Raw genomic sequence first — 18,526 nt, forward strand, 5'->3', positions numbered from 1 at the left:
TCAACCTATAACGGACTCGATGGTCCCGAGTTTAACGGGTATAACTCTGGAAATTCCGTCTGTCATCGTGATACCATGAAGAACATACGCAACTTCCATCACAATCTTGTTGTGGGTTATTACAAGAAACTGCGTGTCCTCGCCATGCCTTCTCAGCATATTCTTGAATCGCTCGGCGTTGAAATCATCTAGCGGGGCATCCACCTCATCCAGAACATAGAAAGGACTGGGTTTGATGCTCAAAAGCGCGAACACCAGGGCTATTCCTACCAGGGCCTTTTCCCCACCGGAAAAGAGCTGAAGCTTCTGGAATTTTCTACCTGGCCGTCTGACAGAGATCTCAAGCCCTGATTCCAGCAAATCCTCGCCCGGGATTATACGGATCTCGCCTTCACCGCCGTCAAAAATCTCCGATATATATTTTCCAAAATTCTCGTTAACCTTTTCATATGTGCTTTTGAAACGATTTCTCGCTTCTTCGTCGATCTTTTCTATCAGTTTAATTAGCTTCTGGCGTGCCTCTTCCAGATCTTCCTTTTGAACCATCAATTCCTGATACTCAGCGTCAACCAGCTTGTATTCTTCGATGGCATCGAGGTCAACACTACCGAGGAATTTAAGCTTGTTTTCCAGCTCCTCAAGTTCCATCCGGGTCTTTTCCAGCTCTTCATCGCTCAGCACCGGTATCTCGCCTTCAACCTCTCCAAGTTCTTTTTCCAGCTGCTCTAGCCGCATCTTCGATTCCTGGATTAAAAGGTCAAACTGATGAAGCTTCTCTCTCTTCTGTTCTCTCTCACTCTTGAGGGCTTCGATCTCACTCTCAAGCTCCTGCAGGGCATTGAGACGTTCTTCCTTTCCCTGCCTTTGATCCCTGATGCTCGAAAAGAGCGCTTCGGTTTCCCGCTTGACCGATTGGAGCTCCCTATCCTGATCGGCAACCTGCTTCCTGAGCTTTTCCGCTTCATTCTCCAGCTCTTCGATCTCTCTCTCGAGTACAATTATCGCTTCGGAGTTCTCGCGTTTCTTCTGGCTTATAGCAGATAGCTCTTTCGTGTACTGTTCCTGCTTTTCGTACAATCCTGAAAGTTTCAACTTCCTGTCAACTATCTGGTTCTGGATCTCCTCAAGTTTCTTCTTTTCTTCTTTCAGTTCCTGAGAGAAGGTTTGAAGCTCTTTCTCGAATTCCTTTTTCTGCTGGTTGAGGGTCTTAAATTCCTCTTCCAGTTCTTCCCTCTTATTCAGGCTATCGTTCAGTTTCTTCGTGTACTCTTCCTTCAGCTTATCGAGTTCGCTAATTTCGCTTTCAAGCTCATTAGCCGTCTTCAAAAGTTCGTGAATCATCCTGTTGATGGCTGCACCCTTTGAAATGATCCCGTTCAATTCCTCATTGAGAACCCTGATATATCCCCTGAGTTCCTGAATCTCGTCCTTGATCTTAACCGATTCACGTTGCATTCGTTCCATAGCTTTTTGCAGATCTTTCTCTTTCTGTTCAAGCTCCTGAATTCTGCGCTTTCTGGTAACGAGGTCCAGCCTGACATCGTTTCCGATGTATCCACCGGTTATCGCTCCACCGGCCGAAAGAAGCTGTCCGTCCAAAGACACTATCCTCCCCTGGAACCCTAGGTTCTTACGAATATCTATAGCGTCATCCAGAGATTTCACCACAATAGCGCTACCAAAGAGATACTCGGGAACGATTTTGAACTCCTCTGCAACATCAACAACTTTAGCAGCATAACCGAGAAATCCCGGATGATTTTCAACCGCTTTGAATCTCTTGAAATTACCCTTCAGCATATCCAGAGGTAAAAGCGTTAACCTTCCGATTTTATGCTGCTTCAAAAAGGCAACAATTCTTTTCGCGGTTATTGAGCTCTCAACCACAACATCCTGCATTCTGGAACCCAGAAGGACACTGACAGCCGTCTCAAAGGTTTTGGGAATTTCGACAAGGTTGGCAACAACATCGATGAGCCCATCAAAATCGTCGCTCCTCGAGAAAATTTCTCGAACCGCTCTTGAAAAACCCTGATACTCCAGTTGCTGTCTCTCCAGGGTATTTCTTTCAATCTGGGAACGTCGAAGCTCCTCCATGGATTGGGCTATCTTTTCTTTGAGTTCCTCGAGTTGATTCTCGAGAGTGTCTCTTCTTTCCTTTGAGAGTGCTATGTTTTCCTCCAGCTCTTTTTGTTTCTCCGTACTCTCTTTTCCCTGAGCCGCCAGCTCCTCTATCTCTTTTTTCAGGTCTTCAAGACGCTCTCCCTTGGATTGAAGTTGAGAACCTATAAGATTCAACCTCTTCTGGGTGTCTTCTCTAACATTACTGAGCCTCTCCAGCTCGTTCTCTATCTTAGACATCCTCTTCACTACGGAATCGAGTTCTTCCTGCAGTTTCAGCCAGTCTTTCTCCTTTTCGCTGTACTTATGTACCATGGAATCTTTAATACTCTCAAGCTCTTTCAATTCCTTTTCTTCGTCTTCAATCTGCTGTTTCATCCCATCACTTATGAGTTTTAACTCATCTTTCCTCTTCTCAAGGTCTTCAACCTCTGCCTTCAACGTGTCTAATTTCGTGCTAACCTCTATTAGCTTACTTTCCTTATCGCTAAGTTTCTTTGAGTACATCTCCTTCAACTCAAGTAGATCGTTTTGCCTTTTCTTGTACTCTTCGAGCAACCGGGTAAAACCCTCTATTTCTTTGTCCATCTCGGAGAATTCCTGTCTCAGGGTTGACCATTTTGATTCATGCTCTATGAGCTTTCTCTGCAATTCCTTGAGTTCGTCGCTTACCTTTTCGTGCCCCTCCATGTGCGTGTTCAGGATCTCCCTTTCTACTCGCACGGCGTTACCATAATAAAGGGTCCTTACCTCCTTGAGTCTTTCGGTATATTCAAGGTATTTTTCTGCTCTCTTCGCCTTGAGGTACAGAGACTTTCTCTGCTTTCCAAGTTCAAAGAGAATGTCCTCTATACGGTTTAGATTCGCTTCAGTTTCCGATAGCTTGGCGAGAGACTGTTTCTTCTTTTCCTTGTAAATCGCGGTTCCCGCTGCTTCTTCAATCAAAGCCCTCAATTCATATGGGGAAGCGGTAACGACCTTGTCCACCTGTCCCTGGCCCACTATTGAATATATATCCATACCGACACCGGTACCCTGAAAGATCTCTTTTATATCCCTCAGTCGCGATGGCTTGTCATTTATACTGTATTGAGACAATCCATCTCTCGTTATCTCACGGCCGATAGTAATCAAACCGCGTTCATCCTCAAAGGTGAGTTTGACAACAGCCGAATTGGCAGGCGGATTCTTTTCGGAACCGGCGAAGATTACGTCTTCACGATTGTCCGCCCTTATGGTTTTCATTGACTGTTCACCAAAAACCCAGCGGATGGCATCCACGATGTTTGACTTCCCGCTGCCGTTTGGACCCACTATGGCCGTTATACCTTTACTTATATCTATCTTTGTCGGATAAGCGAAACTCTTAAAACCTTTTATGAATATAGAAACGAGTCTCATGACTGTACCCCCTAATTCGCCAGCAATATCCCGGAAACTTCAGAGCGAAAGAGCTCATCTAAAGACTCAACCAACACAATTTTCATGAGTTCTCTTAGATTTAGTTCCGGAGCACTGGCCCTTTCGAAAATCACTTCCATTCCTTCTTCTTTTGCTCTATTCAAAACACATTTTTTATGCCCGGTGAAAAACTGCTTCGTTCCTTCATCCACCTTAAGTATAATTTTATCACCCCGTCTTTTTTTTAAAACCCTCAGTATTTCCAGCGCCACCCAATTCTTAACCAATTCCCCCATCGCAGGATGGTACGGGCCGGCTACGACATTGTTCACTTCATCACCGTAAAGACAGATACCTATCCTATTTATCTTCACACCACCCAGGCTAATAATCACGTACATTTTCCACAGTATATTTAACGCCTCTCCCAGATCCTGAGGCTTGTACTTCCCTTCGTGATACATGCTTTCTAACGTGCTGTTCTTAAGGACAACGGTGGGATGAATACGACAGGTCGAAGCCTTCAACTTTACGACCTCTACCGCGGATCTGATATTCTTTTCCTCGCTATCCCCTGGCAAACCTGTCATAAGATGTATCCCGAAAGGAATTTTCGCCTCTTTCAGAAGTTCACAGGCAGTATATATCTCCTTAACCCCGTGAGGCCGGTTGGCAAGCCTCAGGACCTCCTCATCGAAGGATTGCGCACCAATTTCGACAAGGGAGATCGGATAATCCGATAGAATCTCCACCTTACGTTGGGTTATCTCCTCTGGAGAGGTGGAAAAACGGATAGCTTTTGCCTTTCCGGATTTTATTATCTCCATCGCTAAATCCAGATAATCATGCATGAGCCATTCAGGCAAGCCTGTGAAAGTCCCACCGTAAAAAGCGAGCTCCACGTTCTCCCTGTCAGCGAAAAACGCAAGATATCTATCAACCTCGTTAAAAATCTCATCCTTTGTCGGAATCCTTCCGAGTCCTGTAGCTGAATATTCATTACAGAAAACACAGCGCCGTTTACATCCGGCATGAGGAAGAAAAATCGGTATGATGTTCATATTGATATTATACAATGAAAGGGGATAGAGAAGTGGGAGCGAATCCCTTTGGGATTGGTGCGAACTCCTTCGGAGTTGTCCCGAACCACTACGTGGTTGTCTCGAACCGCTTCGCGGTTGATACGACCGGCTTTGCCGGTGATTAGCGCCTTCGGCGGAAAGAACCAAAAGCGGGTATAGGGTCTGGGGTATAGGGTATAGAGAAAACATTGGGAACCGAGATTCGAGATTCGAGAACCGATGGCTGCTGAGCAGCCGAGGCTTGCAACGCTGTCAGCTGATGGAGCGACGCTCGAAGACTGAGGCTAGCAGACGCTGATTAAAAGCCGAGATTCGAGAACCGGTAAGCACGCTGCGCGTGGGTAAGCCCAGCTACGCTGGGGGTTAGCCTGACTACGTCAGGGGTACGCACTCCTTCAGAGTGGGTAAAGACCGCTTCGCGGTTGAGAAAAGCAGTCATTCTGGAAATCTCTTATCCAGAATCTGAGCTTTTTTGATGATTAGATCCTGAATCAAGTTCAGGATGACAGGTTGACTAAGGAGTGAAATTATTGACACAGATAATCCAAGCATCATTCGAATTTTGAGATAAGTTTTAACACCCAGAGTCTCAGAATCGGATCTATTATTTTATAAGAGCCGTTTTTTCTACAATATCCATAGTTTGCACGTTTCAAGAGCTCTTTTAACACTTCCGGCGTTTATTGGTAACTCGTAAGGTGAAATACCGTGAACAAGTTTCTTAAGAACCTGTCTCTGATTTGTGGTCAAATTGTCCCAGAGCGTTTGAAAAGCACCTGATTCGAGATTTATTACCTTTTCAATTGCACTGGTGATATGCTTGTCAGACAATCGGCCGGCTCTTTTAGCCGCGTTCCACGCGTAAAATGCTACTGCCTGAATATAATATGGATGTCCTTCAACCTTAGTAACGACTTTTCTTACTCAAATACAAACGGATTCATAACTCAGCCACCTTACTTCGCATTATGCGAACTCGCAGATTGCGAAATATTTGTATCACAGTTGGTGGTTTTGGCGTTTGGGTTGCTTTCAGCAATGCCACCGGGAAGCGATTAAACCGCTTAATAAACAGGGCACAGCACGCTGTGCCCCTACAATAGCGATTCTAGGATCACGGTTATCATTTTAAGCATCATTTTTTCAACTGCGAAGCAATCTTCTCCAATCTCGCTCTATTGCCTCATGATTTAATTACCACATATTCCGTAAAGCGTGATCCAAGGCATATCATTTACTAATTTGGGATTTGATGGGTCGGATATATCTAAGATAACCAGACCGTTATCCCAGTTAGCCACGTACGCGTAGTCTTCCGCTACCGTTACCCTATATACAAAACCATTCAAATCAAAACTACCTATCTCCACAGGATTTGACTGATCAGATATGTCTATCATCACAAGACCGTTGTCTCCGTCTGCTATATATGCATAGTCTCCTGATACCTCTACTCCACATGCCCAACCATTCGTGTCATAATGACCAACCAGTATGGGATTTGATGGATCGGATATATCCATCACAACCAGGCCATTTCCCCAATCGGCCACGTATGCGAAATCTCCTTCCACCGTTACTCCACATGCATAACCATCTGTATCATAATGACAAACCGGTATCGGATTTGACGGATCAGATATATCCATCACCACCAGACTGCTCATATCCGCTACATACGCGTAGTCTCCCGCTACTGTTACTCCATTTGCCCAACCATCCGTGTCATAATGACCAATTTGGACAGGATTTGTCGGTTCGGATATGCCTATCACTACAAGCCCGTTATAATCGTCCGCCACGTATGCGTAATCTCCTACCACCGTTACTCCGCATGCATAACCAGCAGTGTCATAACGACCAACCAGTATGGGATTTGATGGATCGGATATATCTATCACCACCAGACCGTTCTCCCAGTCCGCCACGTATGCGTAATCTCCTTCCACCGTTACTCCACATGCGTCACCAGCAGTGTCATAGTGACCTACCTTAACAGAATCAGATACGTCGATTACCACAAGACCGTTATCCCCGTCTGCCACATACGCATAGTTTCCTGATACCACTACTTCACTTGCCCACCTACCTGTGTCATAATGACCAATTTGCACTGGATTTGTCGGATCGGATATATCTATCACCACAAGGCCGTTACCACCGTCTGCCACGTATGCGTAGTTCCCGACTACGGTTACTCCATATGCTTCATCAGCTGTGTCATAGCAGCCTACCTCTACAGGACTTGACGATTCAGATATATCGATTACCACAAGACCGTTATCATCGTCCGCCACGTACGCATAGTCTCCTGATACCGTTACTCCATATGCACTACCATCCGTGTCATAACGACCAACCAGTATGGGACTTGATGGATCGGATATATCTATCACCACCAGACCGTTCTCCCAGTCCGCCACGTATGCGTAATCTCCTACCACCGTTACTCCGCATGCATAACCAACTGTGTCATAATGACCAATCTGTAAGAGATTTGTCGGATCGGATATATCTATGATAACCAGACCATTATCATTATCCGCCACATATGCGTAGTTCCCGACTACGGTTACTCCATACGCAGCACCAGCCGTGTCATAGTGGCCTACCTCCGCAGGATTTGACGGTTCAGATATATCGATTACCACAAGACCGTTATCATTGTCCGCCACATATGCGTAGTTCCCGACTACGGTTACTCCATATGCAGCATCAGCCGTGTCATAGTGGCCTACCTCCGCAGGATTTGACGGTTCAGATATATCGATTACCACAAGACCATTATAATCGTCCGCCACGTACGCATAGCCTCCTGATACCGTTACCCCATATGCACAACCATCCGTGTCATAATAGCTAACCAGTATGGGATTTTCCGGGTCACTAACCTCAAATATTAACAACCCTTCAACTCCACCCGCGGCATATACGTACTGCTTTTCTGCTTCATCATTGCCATCGGGATTGTTAAAACCTGGACAAGCTGTTAACAGAAACAATACCAGGGTAACTACCATCACCAACTTCCAACTTTTGAACCCTTTTCTGACTACACAACTCATCGATACCCCATCCCCCTTCTTTGAAGTATAAAGTTTTATTATAACATCACAAACGTTATTTTCTGTTATTAATAACACACTTGCATTCAAGATTCGATTTGTGAGCTGTGCGCTGCTGCGCAGTTGATACGACCGGCTGAGCCGGTGTTACGAACTCCTGTGGAGTTGATACGACCGGCTTCGCCGGTGATTAGCGCCTTCGGCGGTTCAAACCCTCAGACTTGAAAGTCTGTTCTGTCAACCTGAACTTGATTCAGGATCTCGTACTGAAAACAAGATTCTGGATAAGACACTCCAGAATGACAGTTTTTTTCAACTGCGCAGCAGTTCGCACCCCTGACGTAGTCAGGCTTACCCACAGCGTAGCAGGGATCGAGTAGGAGGGGGGGATCCCCCCCGTCCTCTCACAGAACCGTGCGTACGGGCCAACGTACACGGCTCCTGGATTGAGTATCGGATTCTCCGACGATGGTAGAATACCATCATACTACCTCCGCATGGCCTTCAGAATAAGTCGCATATAACAGAATCGGTTTCTTCTTCCACACAGGCATCGGTTTTCTACCCCTTTCGAGGAATATACCCAACCCTATAATGGATTACTTGCCTGCCCCAGCCATTTCAGACCACCGTCGGCATTTCAGCCTCCGTTACGGGCTCCTGTTATACTCGCTTTCCTTTGTGCCATTTCCTCAATCCTTCCCCCCTTCGCAAGTAACAGACCCTTTCGGTTCCTGTTACCCCCATCGCTCAAGGCGATAGTCCCTTCTCCTTTCAGAGAGGTTCAACACTACTACGGGTTCGTCTGCCATCCTCCTCCGCTTCACCAGTCCTTGGGTCTCCCCTTGTTCCGGCTTACCCATTTTGGGACGAGTGAGGACTTCCCCGGGTAAGACATACAGCTTTCATCCGAATCCTGCCATCCCAACCTGTAGAGTTGGAGCTCGGGCTTCCCCATGTAAGGCAAGGTTACCCTCTCTACCGGCCAACACTGGTTCACTTTCGTTCAGTTCCGGATTTTGCCTTAGGCTTCCTTCAGATTCACCGTTACCAGTGACACCCTTGCCCTCAGCTAATGCTTATCTCGCTCCCCGCATTCGGGACTTTCACCCTATAGTTGTATGTCATGCCGGGCACACCTTACCCACGCGCAGCGTGCTCACCAGCCGCGTAGCGGCACTCTCGGATCTCGATTCTCGGCTCTCGGTTTTTATACAGCATGCTGTGCCCTCGTGTGGTTCCATCGTGGCAACAAAATGTGTCATAATGGTGTCATCATGAAACCACAGAGGTGGATTCTATGCATAAAAATGAAATCGTTGAACGTCTGGAAAGTTTTCAACAAAGGTTATTACAGCTGCTTCCACAGAAATTCAGGCCTGTATTCGATTCAATTACCCTCGACGCAAGAGCTTATTTAATAACCGGACCAAGAGGTGTTGGAAAACCCCATTTTTGCTATCCAGTATAAAAAACGTTCATGGTTTATATTTTTCCGCAGATAACCCAATTACACTTTCTATTCCTCTCTTCGATCTTGTCGAAGCAATCTTTATGCTAGGATACGAACAGGTTTTTATCGATGAAATACACAACGCTAAAGACTGGAGCATACATGTAAAAGCATTGTACGATTCTTTTCCAAACAAAAAAATCGTTATAAGCGACAGCAGTAGCGTGCTTCTCAGAAGAGGATTAGGTGATCTCTCAAGAAGGTTCCTGATAAAACGAATCCCTTTAATGTCTTTAAGAGAATACATCTATCTGAAGACAAATGTAACCCTGCCATGTTTTGACCCCTTTAGCTCAACACCTTCGGAAATGCTCACAAGCGTAAAAAATATCAACATAATGAAGGCATACCGGGATTATCTGAAAGAAGGGTTCAGACCAATTTTCTTAGAAGACTCCTATCCTGAAAGGCTCTGGAATATAATCGAAAAAATCATCTACAAAGATATCCCCTTCTTTGTCCCTCAACTTGCCGAAAACCACCTCCGTTTCATGAATGCGGTCATTGGACATCTCGCAGTATCTAAAATACCGACAGTCAATGTCAACAGCCTGTGCAGCAAATGGGAACTCGGAAAGAGGAAACTATACCAACTGCTCACCGCTATGGAACATACAGGATTGATAAGGATCATAAGAAAGAAAAACGACACAAAGGTAAACTCAATCGGTGCAAAGATCTTTCTCGAAGAGCCATCGATTTATTACCTTTTCGATGGCGAAATCGGAAACATCCGTGAATGCTACGTAACCACTCTTCTGCAAGAAAGCGGTAAAGCGGTATACGCATCAGATAATGAACAAAATGCTGATTTCATCGTCGATGGAATAAAACTTGAAGTCGGAGGAAAAAACAAAAACATAAAGGAAGCAGACTTCGTTATAAAAGATGATATCGATGTTCCCGTAAGAAACACCTTGCCAATGTGGACCCTCGGTTTTATGTATTAAGATTCACTTCGCGAAGCCTGTGCTCTGCCTCTCATCCCTTCACCCCCTTTTCTTTCATACTATCACTTCGTTATCTCTTGTCCTATTTCTTTAGGGGGTGATTACGGAGACAACCACGTAGTGGTTCGGAACAACTCCGAAGGAGTTCGCGTCCGCTGCCCTGCAGCGCACAGCGTCCGCAAGCGTCAACGTCGTGAGCCTCCTGAGCGCTGCTCACACTTCCGCCGCGTAGCGGCACTCTCGGATCTCGGTTCTCAGATTCTCGGTTTTATGTAGTATAATAGATATAAACCATAATACCGGGGGTAGGTATATGAACGAATTTACTCTGGCTGCAACGGCATCAAACCTCTTGCAAAGCCCGGGAGGTATTTCACCACTCATAAGTGTGAGCGTCAGCTATAGCAGCGCGATTCTCGGTGGGCTGCTTTCCTTTTTCTCGCCGTGTGTTTTGCCGCTGATCCCCATTTTCTTCGGGGTTCTGATGGCAGGTGCAGAAAGCGCAAAAGTGCGGTTTTTTAGAGGTTTGTCGTTCACCATTGGAATGTCTCTCTTTTTCTTCCTGTTGGGTACAGGTGCCGGAGGCCTGGGACAATTCATAAGAAGAAACGAAACGCTGATGAACATCCTCTCTGGCTCGCTGTTCATCGCCTTTGCTTTTATGTACTTATTTGAGGTAGGATTTAAGGGAGTGAGGGTAAACGCGTGGAAATTCAGCGGCAGTGTCTTTAGCGGTTTTCTTTTAGGTTCAGTTCTCGGCCTGATCTGGGTTCCATGTGCTGGCCCGATACTCGGCTCAATCCTGGTACTTGCTGCCAATCAGGGAACAGCTGCTAAAGGCGGAATGCTTCTTCTCACTTACTCTCTTGGTTTGAGCATACCTTTTCTGACCCTGAGCGGCGTTGTAGCAAAAATAACGTCCAGATTAAGTTTTGGAGGGGAATCGAAAGCCAGAAGGATTGTGAGGATCATCGTTTTCATACTGCTATTCGGTGCAGGAATTTTGACTCTCTTTGGCAAATTGAATCTATTGCAGTTTACAGCTTAGGAGGTAGGTAGAATGAAAAAGATAATGGTTCTATTTTCAGTGCTGGTTATTGCAACACTATCGCTGGCATACATCGGAAAACTCGATGATTTCAATGTTGGTATGAAACTCGCAAAGCTTGAAAAAAAGCAATTGATTGTAATGTTCTCGGACCCTTCCTGCTTTTACTGCACGAAATTCCAGAAGGAAACGCTTGTGAACGATAAAGTACAAGAACTTCTCAAAGCCGGGTATATATTCGTGGAAATATATCCCGGAGAAGAAGAGGCTACCATAGAGGTTAACGGAAAGACCTATAACTTTTCGTACTCAGAACTCTATGCCGCTTTTGAGGTCAGAGGCACACCAACGTTCTGGTTCTTCGATGAAAACGGTACTCCTATAACAAACCTACCGGGTTACGCTCCAGCGGATATCTTTGTAAAGGTACTACAATATATGGGTGAAAAGGCGTATATGAAAGGCATTACCTTCGATGCCTATACAAAGCAGAATATCGACTATATTGGAGAAAGTAAATTGATCAAGCTCACAAAGAAAGAAGCGGATTTCGTTCTTGAAAATGATCCTTTAGCCAGGACGTACACCGGAGAATTTGACAGATACACCATCTGGGTAACGGAAAATGAAGCGCTTGCCAGTGAACTCATATCCAAAGGAGCTTTCAGGGTTATCCTGGTAATTGAATAACAACTCAATACTGTACGGCTTTCCCTCGAAAAAACGCCTATAACTAGCTATTACTCCTGAACACACAGCTGTTGTGTTATACTACATGTGTGAGAAAAATTGTTCTCACACTGTTATTGCTGTACATCAACAAAATTGACAAATACCGTATCCTGAAAATAACAGCAAAGATATTATGCAAAAAATACGTCAATAGAAAATCCAAAGGGGGAGAAAAGAAATGTCCTTCAAGAAAACCAGGATTCAACTTGCACGGGAAGCCTTCAAGAGAAGAGACCTTTCCTTACACCAGATGGCCCACGACCCCAAAAAGATCGGTCAGGAGCCCTGGCACAAAACGGAAGCGGGAAGATACATAGGATCCGCTGTATATGGTGCCAGTGATGGCATAGTGACTACCTTTGCAGTTGTCGCCGGTGTCGCCGGAGCTCAGCTTGACCCAAAAATAGTTCTCATAATGGGGTTCGCCAACCTCTTCGCTGATGGATTTTCCATGGCTGTTGGAGATTACCTCTCAGAAAAATCCGAACAGGACTATATAAAGAGCGAACGTGAGCGTGAAGCCTGGGAAGTGGATGTTAACCCGGAAGGTGAACGCGAAGAAATAAGAGAGATATACAAACGAAAAGGTTTGAAGGGTGAAAAGCTCGAACAGATGGTTGAATTGATCACATCGGACAAAGAATTGTGGATTGACACCATGATGAAGGAAGAGCTCGGGATCATGGAAGATGAAGGAAGTTCTCCACTGAAAAGCGCTATCGTAACCTTCCTCTCTTTCGTTATCGCGGGATTCATGCCTTTAGTGGCTTACGTCTTCGCTTCTCTCGTACCCTTTTTCTCTCAGAACATGTTTTTATCAGCGAGCTTAATAACGGCAGCAACTCTGTTTGTCGTTGGATCGCTGCGGCAGATGGTTACTGGAGTAAACTGGCTCATAGGCGGGCTTGAAATGTTGCTTGTGGGCGGACTTTCGGCAACGGTGGCTTACGGTATCGGGTATCTTTTAAGAACGGTATTCAACGTTGTAATTTGAAAAACTCCTCCGATACCTTTTCAAAAACCTCCGTCGTAGCTCTATCGATATTACAGACACGTATCAGCGATAAGGGCGTATCCTTGTAATTTTCAAAGTAATATTCAACAGCCCTGAAAAAGCAACGTGCGCAAAGATCCTTTGGAACACCAAATATACCTGAAGATACCGCTGGAACTGACAGGGTTTTGACACCAAGTTTTCCGGCGGTTTTAAACGCATTTAAAAAGCTCTCATAGAGAAGCTCTTCCACGTTCTCCTGTCCGTAACGGGGACCGTGAACGTGAATGATGTACTTAGGATGAAGACTCCCGGCACCGGTAACAGCCACCTCTGAAACCTCAAGAGGGCCGTTTTTTCTGATAATCCTATCACTCTCTTCCTGTATTATCTTCCCCCCAGCCCTTAAAATGGCGCCAGCAACCCCGCCGCCGTGCCTGAGATAACCGTTGGCGGCGTTCACTATGGCATCCACTTCTTCTTTAGTTATATCGCCCTGTACTATCTGAATTATTTTTCCATCCTCCAATACAATACTCTTCACCATCATCATCCCCCCAAAGAATCGATAAGTTCAGAAACAAGTTATCAGCCCGCCGCAGTAAAACACCGGCGCAATCCTCATTCGCTCTTTCTCCTGAGATTGCTAACCATCTTAAAATCTATATTATCCATCCAACTTTTCTTTTCGATTGCTTCCTTTTCCCTCATCTCAAGCCCTGTCTGTTCAATTCTTATTATAAGATATTCCGTTACATAAATGAACAGTAAAAATGTTCTCTATCTCAGGCGATGATGTGTTGTATCCTGCCAATGAAACCTCTACTTTTCGGCAACTAAAATAAAAAATCTGGCGAACCACTCTATGAGTGACTCGCCAGATATACTCTATCGCGTATGACTTGCACTAAAAAATCAATTTATTCAACATAAGCCTCTTCACCGAATTCAAACAGGTCTAGACCATTCGTCTCTGTCTCTTCTGAAACCCGCACTGTGGTGATCTTGTTAATAAGCCAGAGGGCTACATATGTGAACACAAATGCATAAACCGCGGTTACTGTAACAGCAACAAATTCTTTGAGAAAGAAGGACGCATCTCCAAAGAAAAGACCATTCGCACCATTCGGATTAATGTTGGTGCTGGCAAACAGACCTAACAATAAAATACCAACGTATCCTCCCATTCCATGGACTCCCCAAACATCCAGAGCATCATCCCATCCTTTTTTATTTTTGTATGCGATGGCTGCATACCCAATGAGAGAAGCAATTATTCCAATCAACATCGATGACTGTACGTTTACATATCCCGCAGCAGGGGTTATTGTAGCGAGACCTGCGACAGCACCTGTAAGCATCCCCAAAACTTTCGGCTTTTTCTCAAATATCACCGCGAGAATCAACCATGTTATTGCCGCGAAGGATGCCGCAACATCGGTGTTTAAGAATGCTGAAACTGTTACGGAGTCCACTCTCAATTCACTTCCAGCATTAAAACCATACCATCCGAACCATAGCAACGCCGTGCCCAGAGCAACCAAAGGTATGCTATGTGGTCTCGTGTTTTTAACTTTCCTCTTTCCTACAAAGAATACCGATGCAAGAGCTGCAAAACCTGCGCTCGCGTGTACGACTATACCTCCTGCAAAGTCAAGAACTCCCCACTGCTGAAAGAGGCCTCCACCCCATACCATATGCACCAGCGGGAAATATACGAAAAGAAGCCAAACCGTCAGGAATATCATATACGCCTTGAAACGAACCCTATCTGCGAAAGCACCTGTAATCAATGCAGGGGTTATTATGGCAAACATCATCTGGTACGCCACAAACACCAGCATGGGAATTCCCATATTGGAACCAAAAGCTGTGCTGAGGCTAATACCATGGAGAAATAAATACTTCCCGTCTCCAATTATTCCACCGATATCTCCACCAAAGCACATCGTAAATCCAACGGTAACCCACAAGATGGTTGTCCATCCCATTGATACAAAACTCTGCATCATTATCGTAAGCACATTTTTTCTGCTCACGAGTCCACCATAAAAGAAAGCCAGACCGGGTGTCATCAACATAACAAGGCTTGTCGCAACAAGCATGAAACCCGTATTCCCTGTGTCAAACACTTTCTTCACCTCTTCCGTTAATTTTTTCAACCATTACTCCGTATAACCCGCACACGCTTGAACTCAATCTTGAATACATATTCTTATGACTAACATTGATTTTTCTCGGGAACATTCTCACCTCCCTCACTGAGAGAAACACATCAACGTACAGCATCCATACTACGAACCAATATTCTCAATCATAGCGGTAAATACAGCCAGCTAAACACCCTTATCATCTTTAAGCTCATGTAGATCATTACAACTATGAAAGCGTATTTTAACTGTTTAGCGGGGAGATGGTGCACTATAATTACAAACATATATATGCTAATTCACCCTTCCATATTTTATTCCTTCATTGTTTTCATTTTTGTTTTGATTTGTAGTAAAAAAGGGTTAAGAGCAGGAAAAACCGTTGTAGGTTGTGGGTTGTAGGTTGTAGGTGACGTTCGGGAACCGAGAAGGCTGCTTCGCAGGAGACACGAATCCCTTCGGGATTGTCACGAACTCCTGCGGAGTTGTTTCGAACCACTTCGTGGTTGTCTCGAACCGCTTCGCAGTTGATAAGGAGAGATCCTGAATCAAGTTCAGGATGACGGGTTGTGGAGTAGAACGAAAAACCAACAACGGTTTTTCTATACCCTGTGTATCACTCGAATTTCTTCAATCCTTTCCATAGCTGTTCAAGGCGGGCTTTTACGCTCTTTTCCCTGCCGTTTTCCGTGGGTTTGTAGAAAACCATGTTTTTTATTTTGTCTGGCAAATACAGCTCCCGGGAAAAACCACCGAAATCATGGGGGTAGTTGTAGTCTTTCCCGTAACCCATTTTCTTCATCATGTCTGTAACCGGGTTTCGCAGTTTCAAGGGGACCTCTAAGTTGGGATGTTTTTTTATGACTTCCTGAGCGGCTTTCTGCGCGAGATATACAGAGTTGCTCTTTGAGGCAACGGAAAGATAGATCGCCGCCTCGGAAAGATTCAGGGTACATTCGGGAAGGCCCACCCTCTCCACAGCCTGAAAAGCTGCCACAGCGACCAGCAGGGCCATGGGATCGGCCAATCCTATATCTTCAGAAGCAAGTATAACCATCCTTCGGGCTATGAATTTTGGATCCTCGCCCGCTTCAATCATGCGCATCATGTAATAAACGGCGGCATCCGGATCGCTGCCGCGCATGCTTTTTATGAAAGCTGAGATGAGGTCATAATGTTCTTCTCCAGCTTTTCTGTAACGCTTATGGGATATGATGGGCAGTTCGTCGAGTATGTCAACATTCAGTTCTTTGTAGCCCATGGCGGCGGCGTTTTCATAGAGCGTTTCAAGAAAATTCAGTGCGACCCGCGCATCTCCGCCGGCATTTTCTGCCAATATCCTTATAAGCTCTTCTGATATGGCTATGTCCAGCGATGAAAGTCTTTCGTCTTTCTCAAGGGCTCTGTGAAGGAGTTGAACCGTATCTTCCGGTGAAAGCTGCCTTAACACGAGCAACCGGCACCGGGAAAGAAGCGCTGGATTGACTTCGAAACTCGGATTTTCCGTAGTAGCACCGATCAGGGTAACTGTTCCATCTTCAACCACTGGAAGGAAGACATCCTGCTGCGTTTTGTTGAGCCTGTGGATTTCATCTACGAAGAGGACGAGATGTTTACCGTATTTCCTTAGTTGCCTCGCCCTCTCGAAGATTTTCTTTAGATCCGCTGTTCCCTGCAGGCTTGCGCTGAAAGCGACGAACTCGTATTTGTCATCTGCCAACGACTCTTTAATGAGCCTCGCGATCGTTGTTTTACCCGATCCCGGAGGGCCAAACAGGATCATTGAGAACACATATCCGCTTTCTACTGCCCGGCGGATTATCCCGTTTTTTCCGGTAAGGTGTTCCTGGCCAACCAGATCGTCAAAGTTGCGGGGCCTCAGGCGCTCACTCAGAGGCACCCATTTCTGTTCTGAAGAACTCAACTGTTTTCACCAGCCCATCTTCGAGTTTCACAGTGGGTTCCCAGCCCATGAGCTCTTTCGCTTTGTCCCACTTCAAAATGGATTTTCTCAAATCGCCGGGTCTCGGGTCAGCATACACCGGTTCTTTCTGGTAACCTGTAATCTCTTTCAACAAAGCGAAGAGTTCGTTTACAGATGTTCCGATACCCGTGCCTATGTTTATAACTTCGTTTTCCACTTTCTCCATGGCGAGGACGTTCGCGTGTGCAACATCGCCGGCATAAACATAATCCCGGACATTTTCACCGTCACCGAAGATAATGACCTCGTCGTTAGCCAGCATCCTCTTTGAAAAGATCGCGACCACGCCAGCCTCGCCGTGAGGATCCTGCCTTTCGCCGTAAACGTTGGCGTATCTCAACGCAACGTATTTGAGCCCGTACTGCTCGCTGTAAAACCTCAGATAATTCTCAACGGAAAACTTGGCTATGCCGTACGGCGAAAAAGGCTTCGGGAATTCTTTCTCCGATGTGGGAATTTCCGAGACATCATCTCCATAGATAGCGCCGCCGGTAGAAGAAAAGATGAATTTCTCGACGCCGTACTTAACCGAAAGGTTGAGCAGGTTCAACGTCCCTAATATGTTGATCCTTGCATCTTCGATGGGATCTTTCACGGATTGCGATACGCTTATCTGTGCCGCCAGGTGAAAGACATAACGGGGCTTATGGAGCATGAAGACGCGTTCCATCATCTCGAGATCCGTTATATCCTGCTGGTAAAACAACGCTCTTGGGTCGAGATTTTCGATTTTTCCTGAGGAAAGATTATCGATAACGATGGGCCCCATATTCTTCTCAATCAGCTCGTTAACAACGTGAGATCCTATAAAACCTGCACCGCCTGTAACCACAATATTTTCCATTTTAACCCTCCTAATCCTCCAAAGAAATCTCTCTTCCGTTTATCACCTGATCGTACATTTTTCTCACCTTCTGTATATCCTCCCAGGTAAGCCTTTTTGGGGAACCCGGTGCCGTGGACGGGTTCCTCAAAAGATAGCTGGGATGGAACATTCCAAAGACCTTTATGCCCCCATGCCAATCGAAGAGTTTTCCCCTGTATTTGGTAATCTGGACCTTTTCCGATTCGAGAAATGCTGCCAGAGCAGTCGCACCAAGACACACGATGAGTTTGGGTTTTATCACCGCAAGCTGTGATAAAAGATAAGGCTCACAGGCCTTCATCTCCTGGAGGGTTGGAGTCCTGTTGTTTGGCGGTCTGCATTTCACTATATTGGTGATATAAACATCCTCTCTCGAAAGTCCCACTGATTCCAGTATTTTTGTGAGGAGTTTTCCCGCTCTACCAACAAAAGGGCGTCCGGTGGCATCTTCATCTGCTCCAGGGCCTTCTCCTACAAAGACCACCGGCGAATCCAGAGAGCCTTCACCCGGAACAACGTTTGTTCTGGTCAGATGGAGAGGGCACAGGTTGCACTCCTCGATTTTTCGTATTATTCCCATCATAAGTTCCTTCTTTTTCACATATTCGGTCATTATAACTT

Annotated in this window: 14 protein-coding genes; 5 read left to right on the forward strand and 9 right to left on the reverse strand. The window is 45.6% G+C overall.

The genetic code is table 11. The features are described 5' to 3' along the window. From smc to KOLE_RS00990, 4 genes are all read right to left on the reverse strand, one after another. On the reverse strand, positions 1 to 3,522 hold the full coding sequence (gene smc, locus KOLE_RS00975; protein ID WP_012744703.1) for a chromosome segregation protein SMC: 3,522 nt from the start codon (positions 3,520 to 3,522) through the stop codon (positions 1 to 3). A gap of 11 nt (positions 3,523 to 3,533) precedes the next feature. Continuing rightward, positions 3,534 to 4,583 carry an elongator complex protein 3 gene (locus KOLE_RS00980; protein WP_012744704.1) on the reverse strand — a complete coding sequence of 350 codons (1,050 nt, stop codon included), beginning with the start codon at positions 4,581 to 4,583 and terminating at the stop codon, positions 3,534 to 3,536. Positions 4,584 to 5,231: 648 nt separating this feature from the next. Next, positions 5,232 to 5,435 (reverse strand): hypothetical protein, encoded by a 204-nt coding sequence (locus tag KOLE_RS00985; RefSeq protein ID WP_012744705.1) that lies wholly within the window; start codon positions 5,433 to 5,435, stop codon positions 5,232 to 5,234. 359 nt (positions 5,436 to 5,794) lie between these two features. Next, positions 5,795 to 7,669 carry an LVIVD repeat-containing protein gene (locus KOLE_RS00990; protein ID WP_012744706.1) on the reverse strand — a complete coding sequence of 625 codons (1,875 nt, stop codon included), beginning with the start codon at positions 7,667 to 7,669 and terminating at the stop codon, positions 5,795 to 5,797. A gap of 1,300 nt (positions 7,670 to 8,969) precedes the next feature. On the opposite strand from KOLE_RS00990, the gene KOLE_RS11640 reads away from it, so the two are divergent. From KOLE_RS11640 to KOLE_RS01010, 5 genes are all read left to right on the forward strand, one after another. Next, a complete protein-coding gene (locus KOLE_RS11640) occupies positions 8,970 to 9,140 on the forward strand; it encodes a hypothetical protein (RefSeq protein WP_202795099.1) in 171 nt (56 codons plus the stop codon). Further along, positions 9,125 to 10,132 carry an AAA family ATPase gene (locus KOLE_RS00995; RefSeq protein ID WP_202795100.1) on the forward strand — a complete coding sequence of 336 codons (1,008 nt, stop codon included), beginning with the start codon at positions 9,125 to 9,127 and terminating at the stop codon, positions 10,130 to 10,132. The genes KOLE_RS11640 and KOLE_RS00995 overlap by 16 nt, the downstream gene beginning before the upstream one ends. A gap of 313 nt (positions 10,133 to 10,445) precedes the next feature. Then, positions 10,446 to 11,180: a cytochrome c biogenesis CcdA family protein gene (locus tag KOLE_RS01000; RefSeq protein ID WP_012744708.1), complete on the forward strand. Its 735-nt coding sequence runs from the start codon at positions 10,446 to 10,448 to the stop codon at positions 11,178 to 11,180. A 12-nt stretch (positions 11,181 to 11,192) separates the two neighbouring features. Then, positions 11,193 to 11,870 (forward strand): thioredoxin family protein, encoded by a 678-nt coding sequence (locus KOLE_RS01005; RefSeq protein WP_012744709.1) that lies wholly within the window; start codon positions 11,193 to 11,195, stop codon positions 11,868 to 11,870. Positions 11,871 to 12,090: 220 nt separating this feature from the next. Then, positions 12,091 to 12,906 carry a VIT1/CCC1 transporter family protein gene (locus KOLE_RS01010; RefSeq protein WP_012744710.1) on the forward strand — a complete coding sequence of 272 codons (816 nt, stop codon included), beginning with the start codon at positions 12,091 to 12,093 and terminating at the stop codon, positions 12,904 to 12,906. Here the strand turns inward: KOLE_RS01010 and KOLE_RS01015 are convergent. From KOLE_RS01015 to KOLE_RS01035, 5 genes are all read right to left on the reverse strand, one after another. Then, positions 12,890 to 13,453, reverse strand: coding sequence for a macro domain-containing protein (locus tag KOLE_RS01015; RefSeq protein ID WP_012744711.1), 564 nt, complete (start codon positions 13,451 to 13,453; stop codon positions 12,890 to 12,892). The genes KOLE_RS01010 and KOLE_RS01015 overlap by 17 nt on opposite strands. A gap of 373 nt (positions 13,454 to 13,826) precedes the next feature. Next, positions 13,827 to 15,011 carry an ammonium transporter gene (locus KOLE_RS01020; RefSeq protein ID WP_041288785.1) on the reverse strand — a complete coding sequence of 395 codons (1,185 nt, stop codon included), beginning with the start codon at positions 15,009 to 15,011 and terminating at the stop codon, positions 13,827 to 13,829. A 661-nt stretch (positions 15,012 to 15,672) separates the two neighbouring features. Then, positions 15,673 to 16,980: a replication-associated recombination protein A gene (locus KOLE_RS01025; RefSeq protein ID WP_041288604.1), complete on the reverse strand. Its 1,308-nt coding sequence runs from the start codon at positions 16,978 to 16,980 to the stop codon at positions 15,673 to 15,675. After that, positions 16,943 to 17,884, reverse strand: a complete 942-nt coding sequence (locus KOLE_RS01030; RefSeq protein ID WP_012744714.1) for an SDR family oxidoreductase — start codon at positions 17,882 to 17,884, stop codon at positions 16,943 to 16,945. Before KOLE_RS01030 ends, KOLE_RS01025 begins: the two co-directional genes overlap by 38 nt. A gap of 10 nt (positions 17,885 to 17,894) precedes the next feature. After that, the gene (locus KOLE_RS01035; RefSeq protein WP_012744715.1) at positions 17,895 to 18,518 is read right to left on the reverse strand and encodes a uracil-DNA glycosylase; all 624 of its coding nucleotides are present in this window, start codon (positions 18,516 to 18,518) and stop codon (positions 17,895 to 17,897) included. Between the last annotated feature and the right edge of the window lie 8 nt (positions 18,519 to 18,526).

The sequence above is a fragment of the Kosmotoga olearia TBF 19.5.1 genome, assembly GCF_000023325.1.
Lineage (GTDB): Bacteria > Thermotogota > Thermotogae > Petrotogales > Kosmotogaceae > Kosmotoga > Kosmotoga olearia.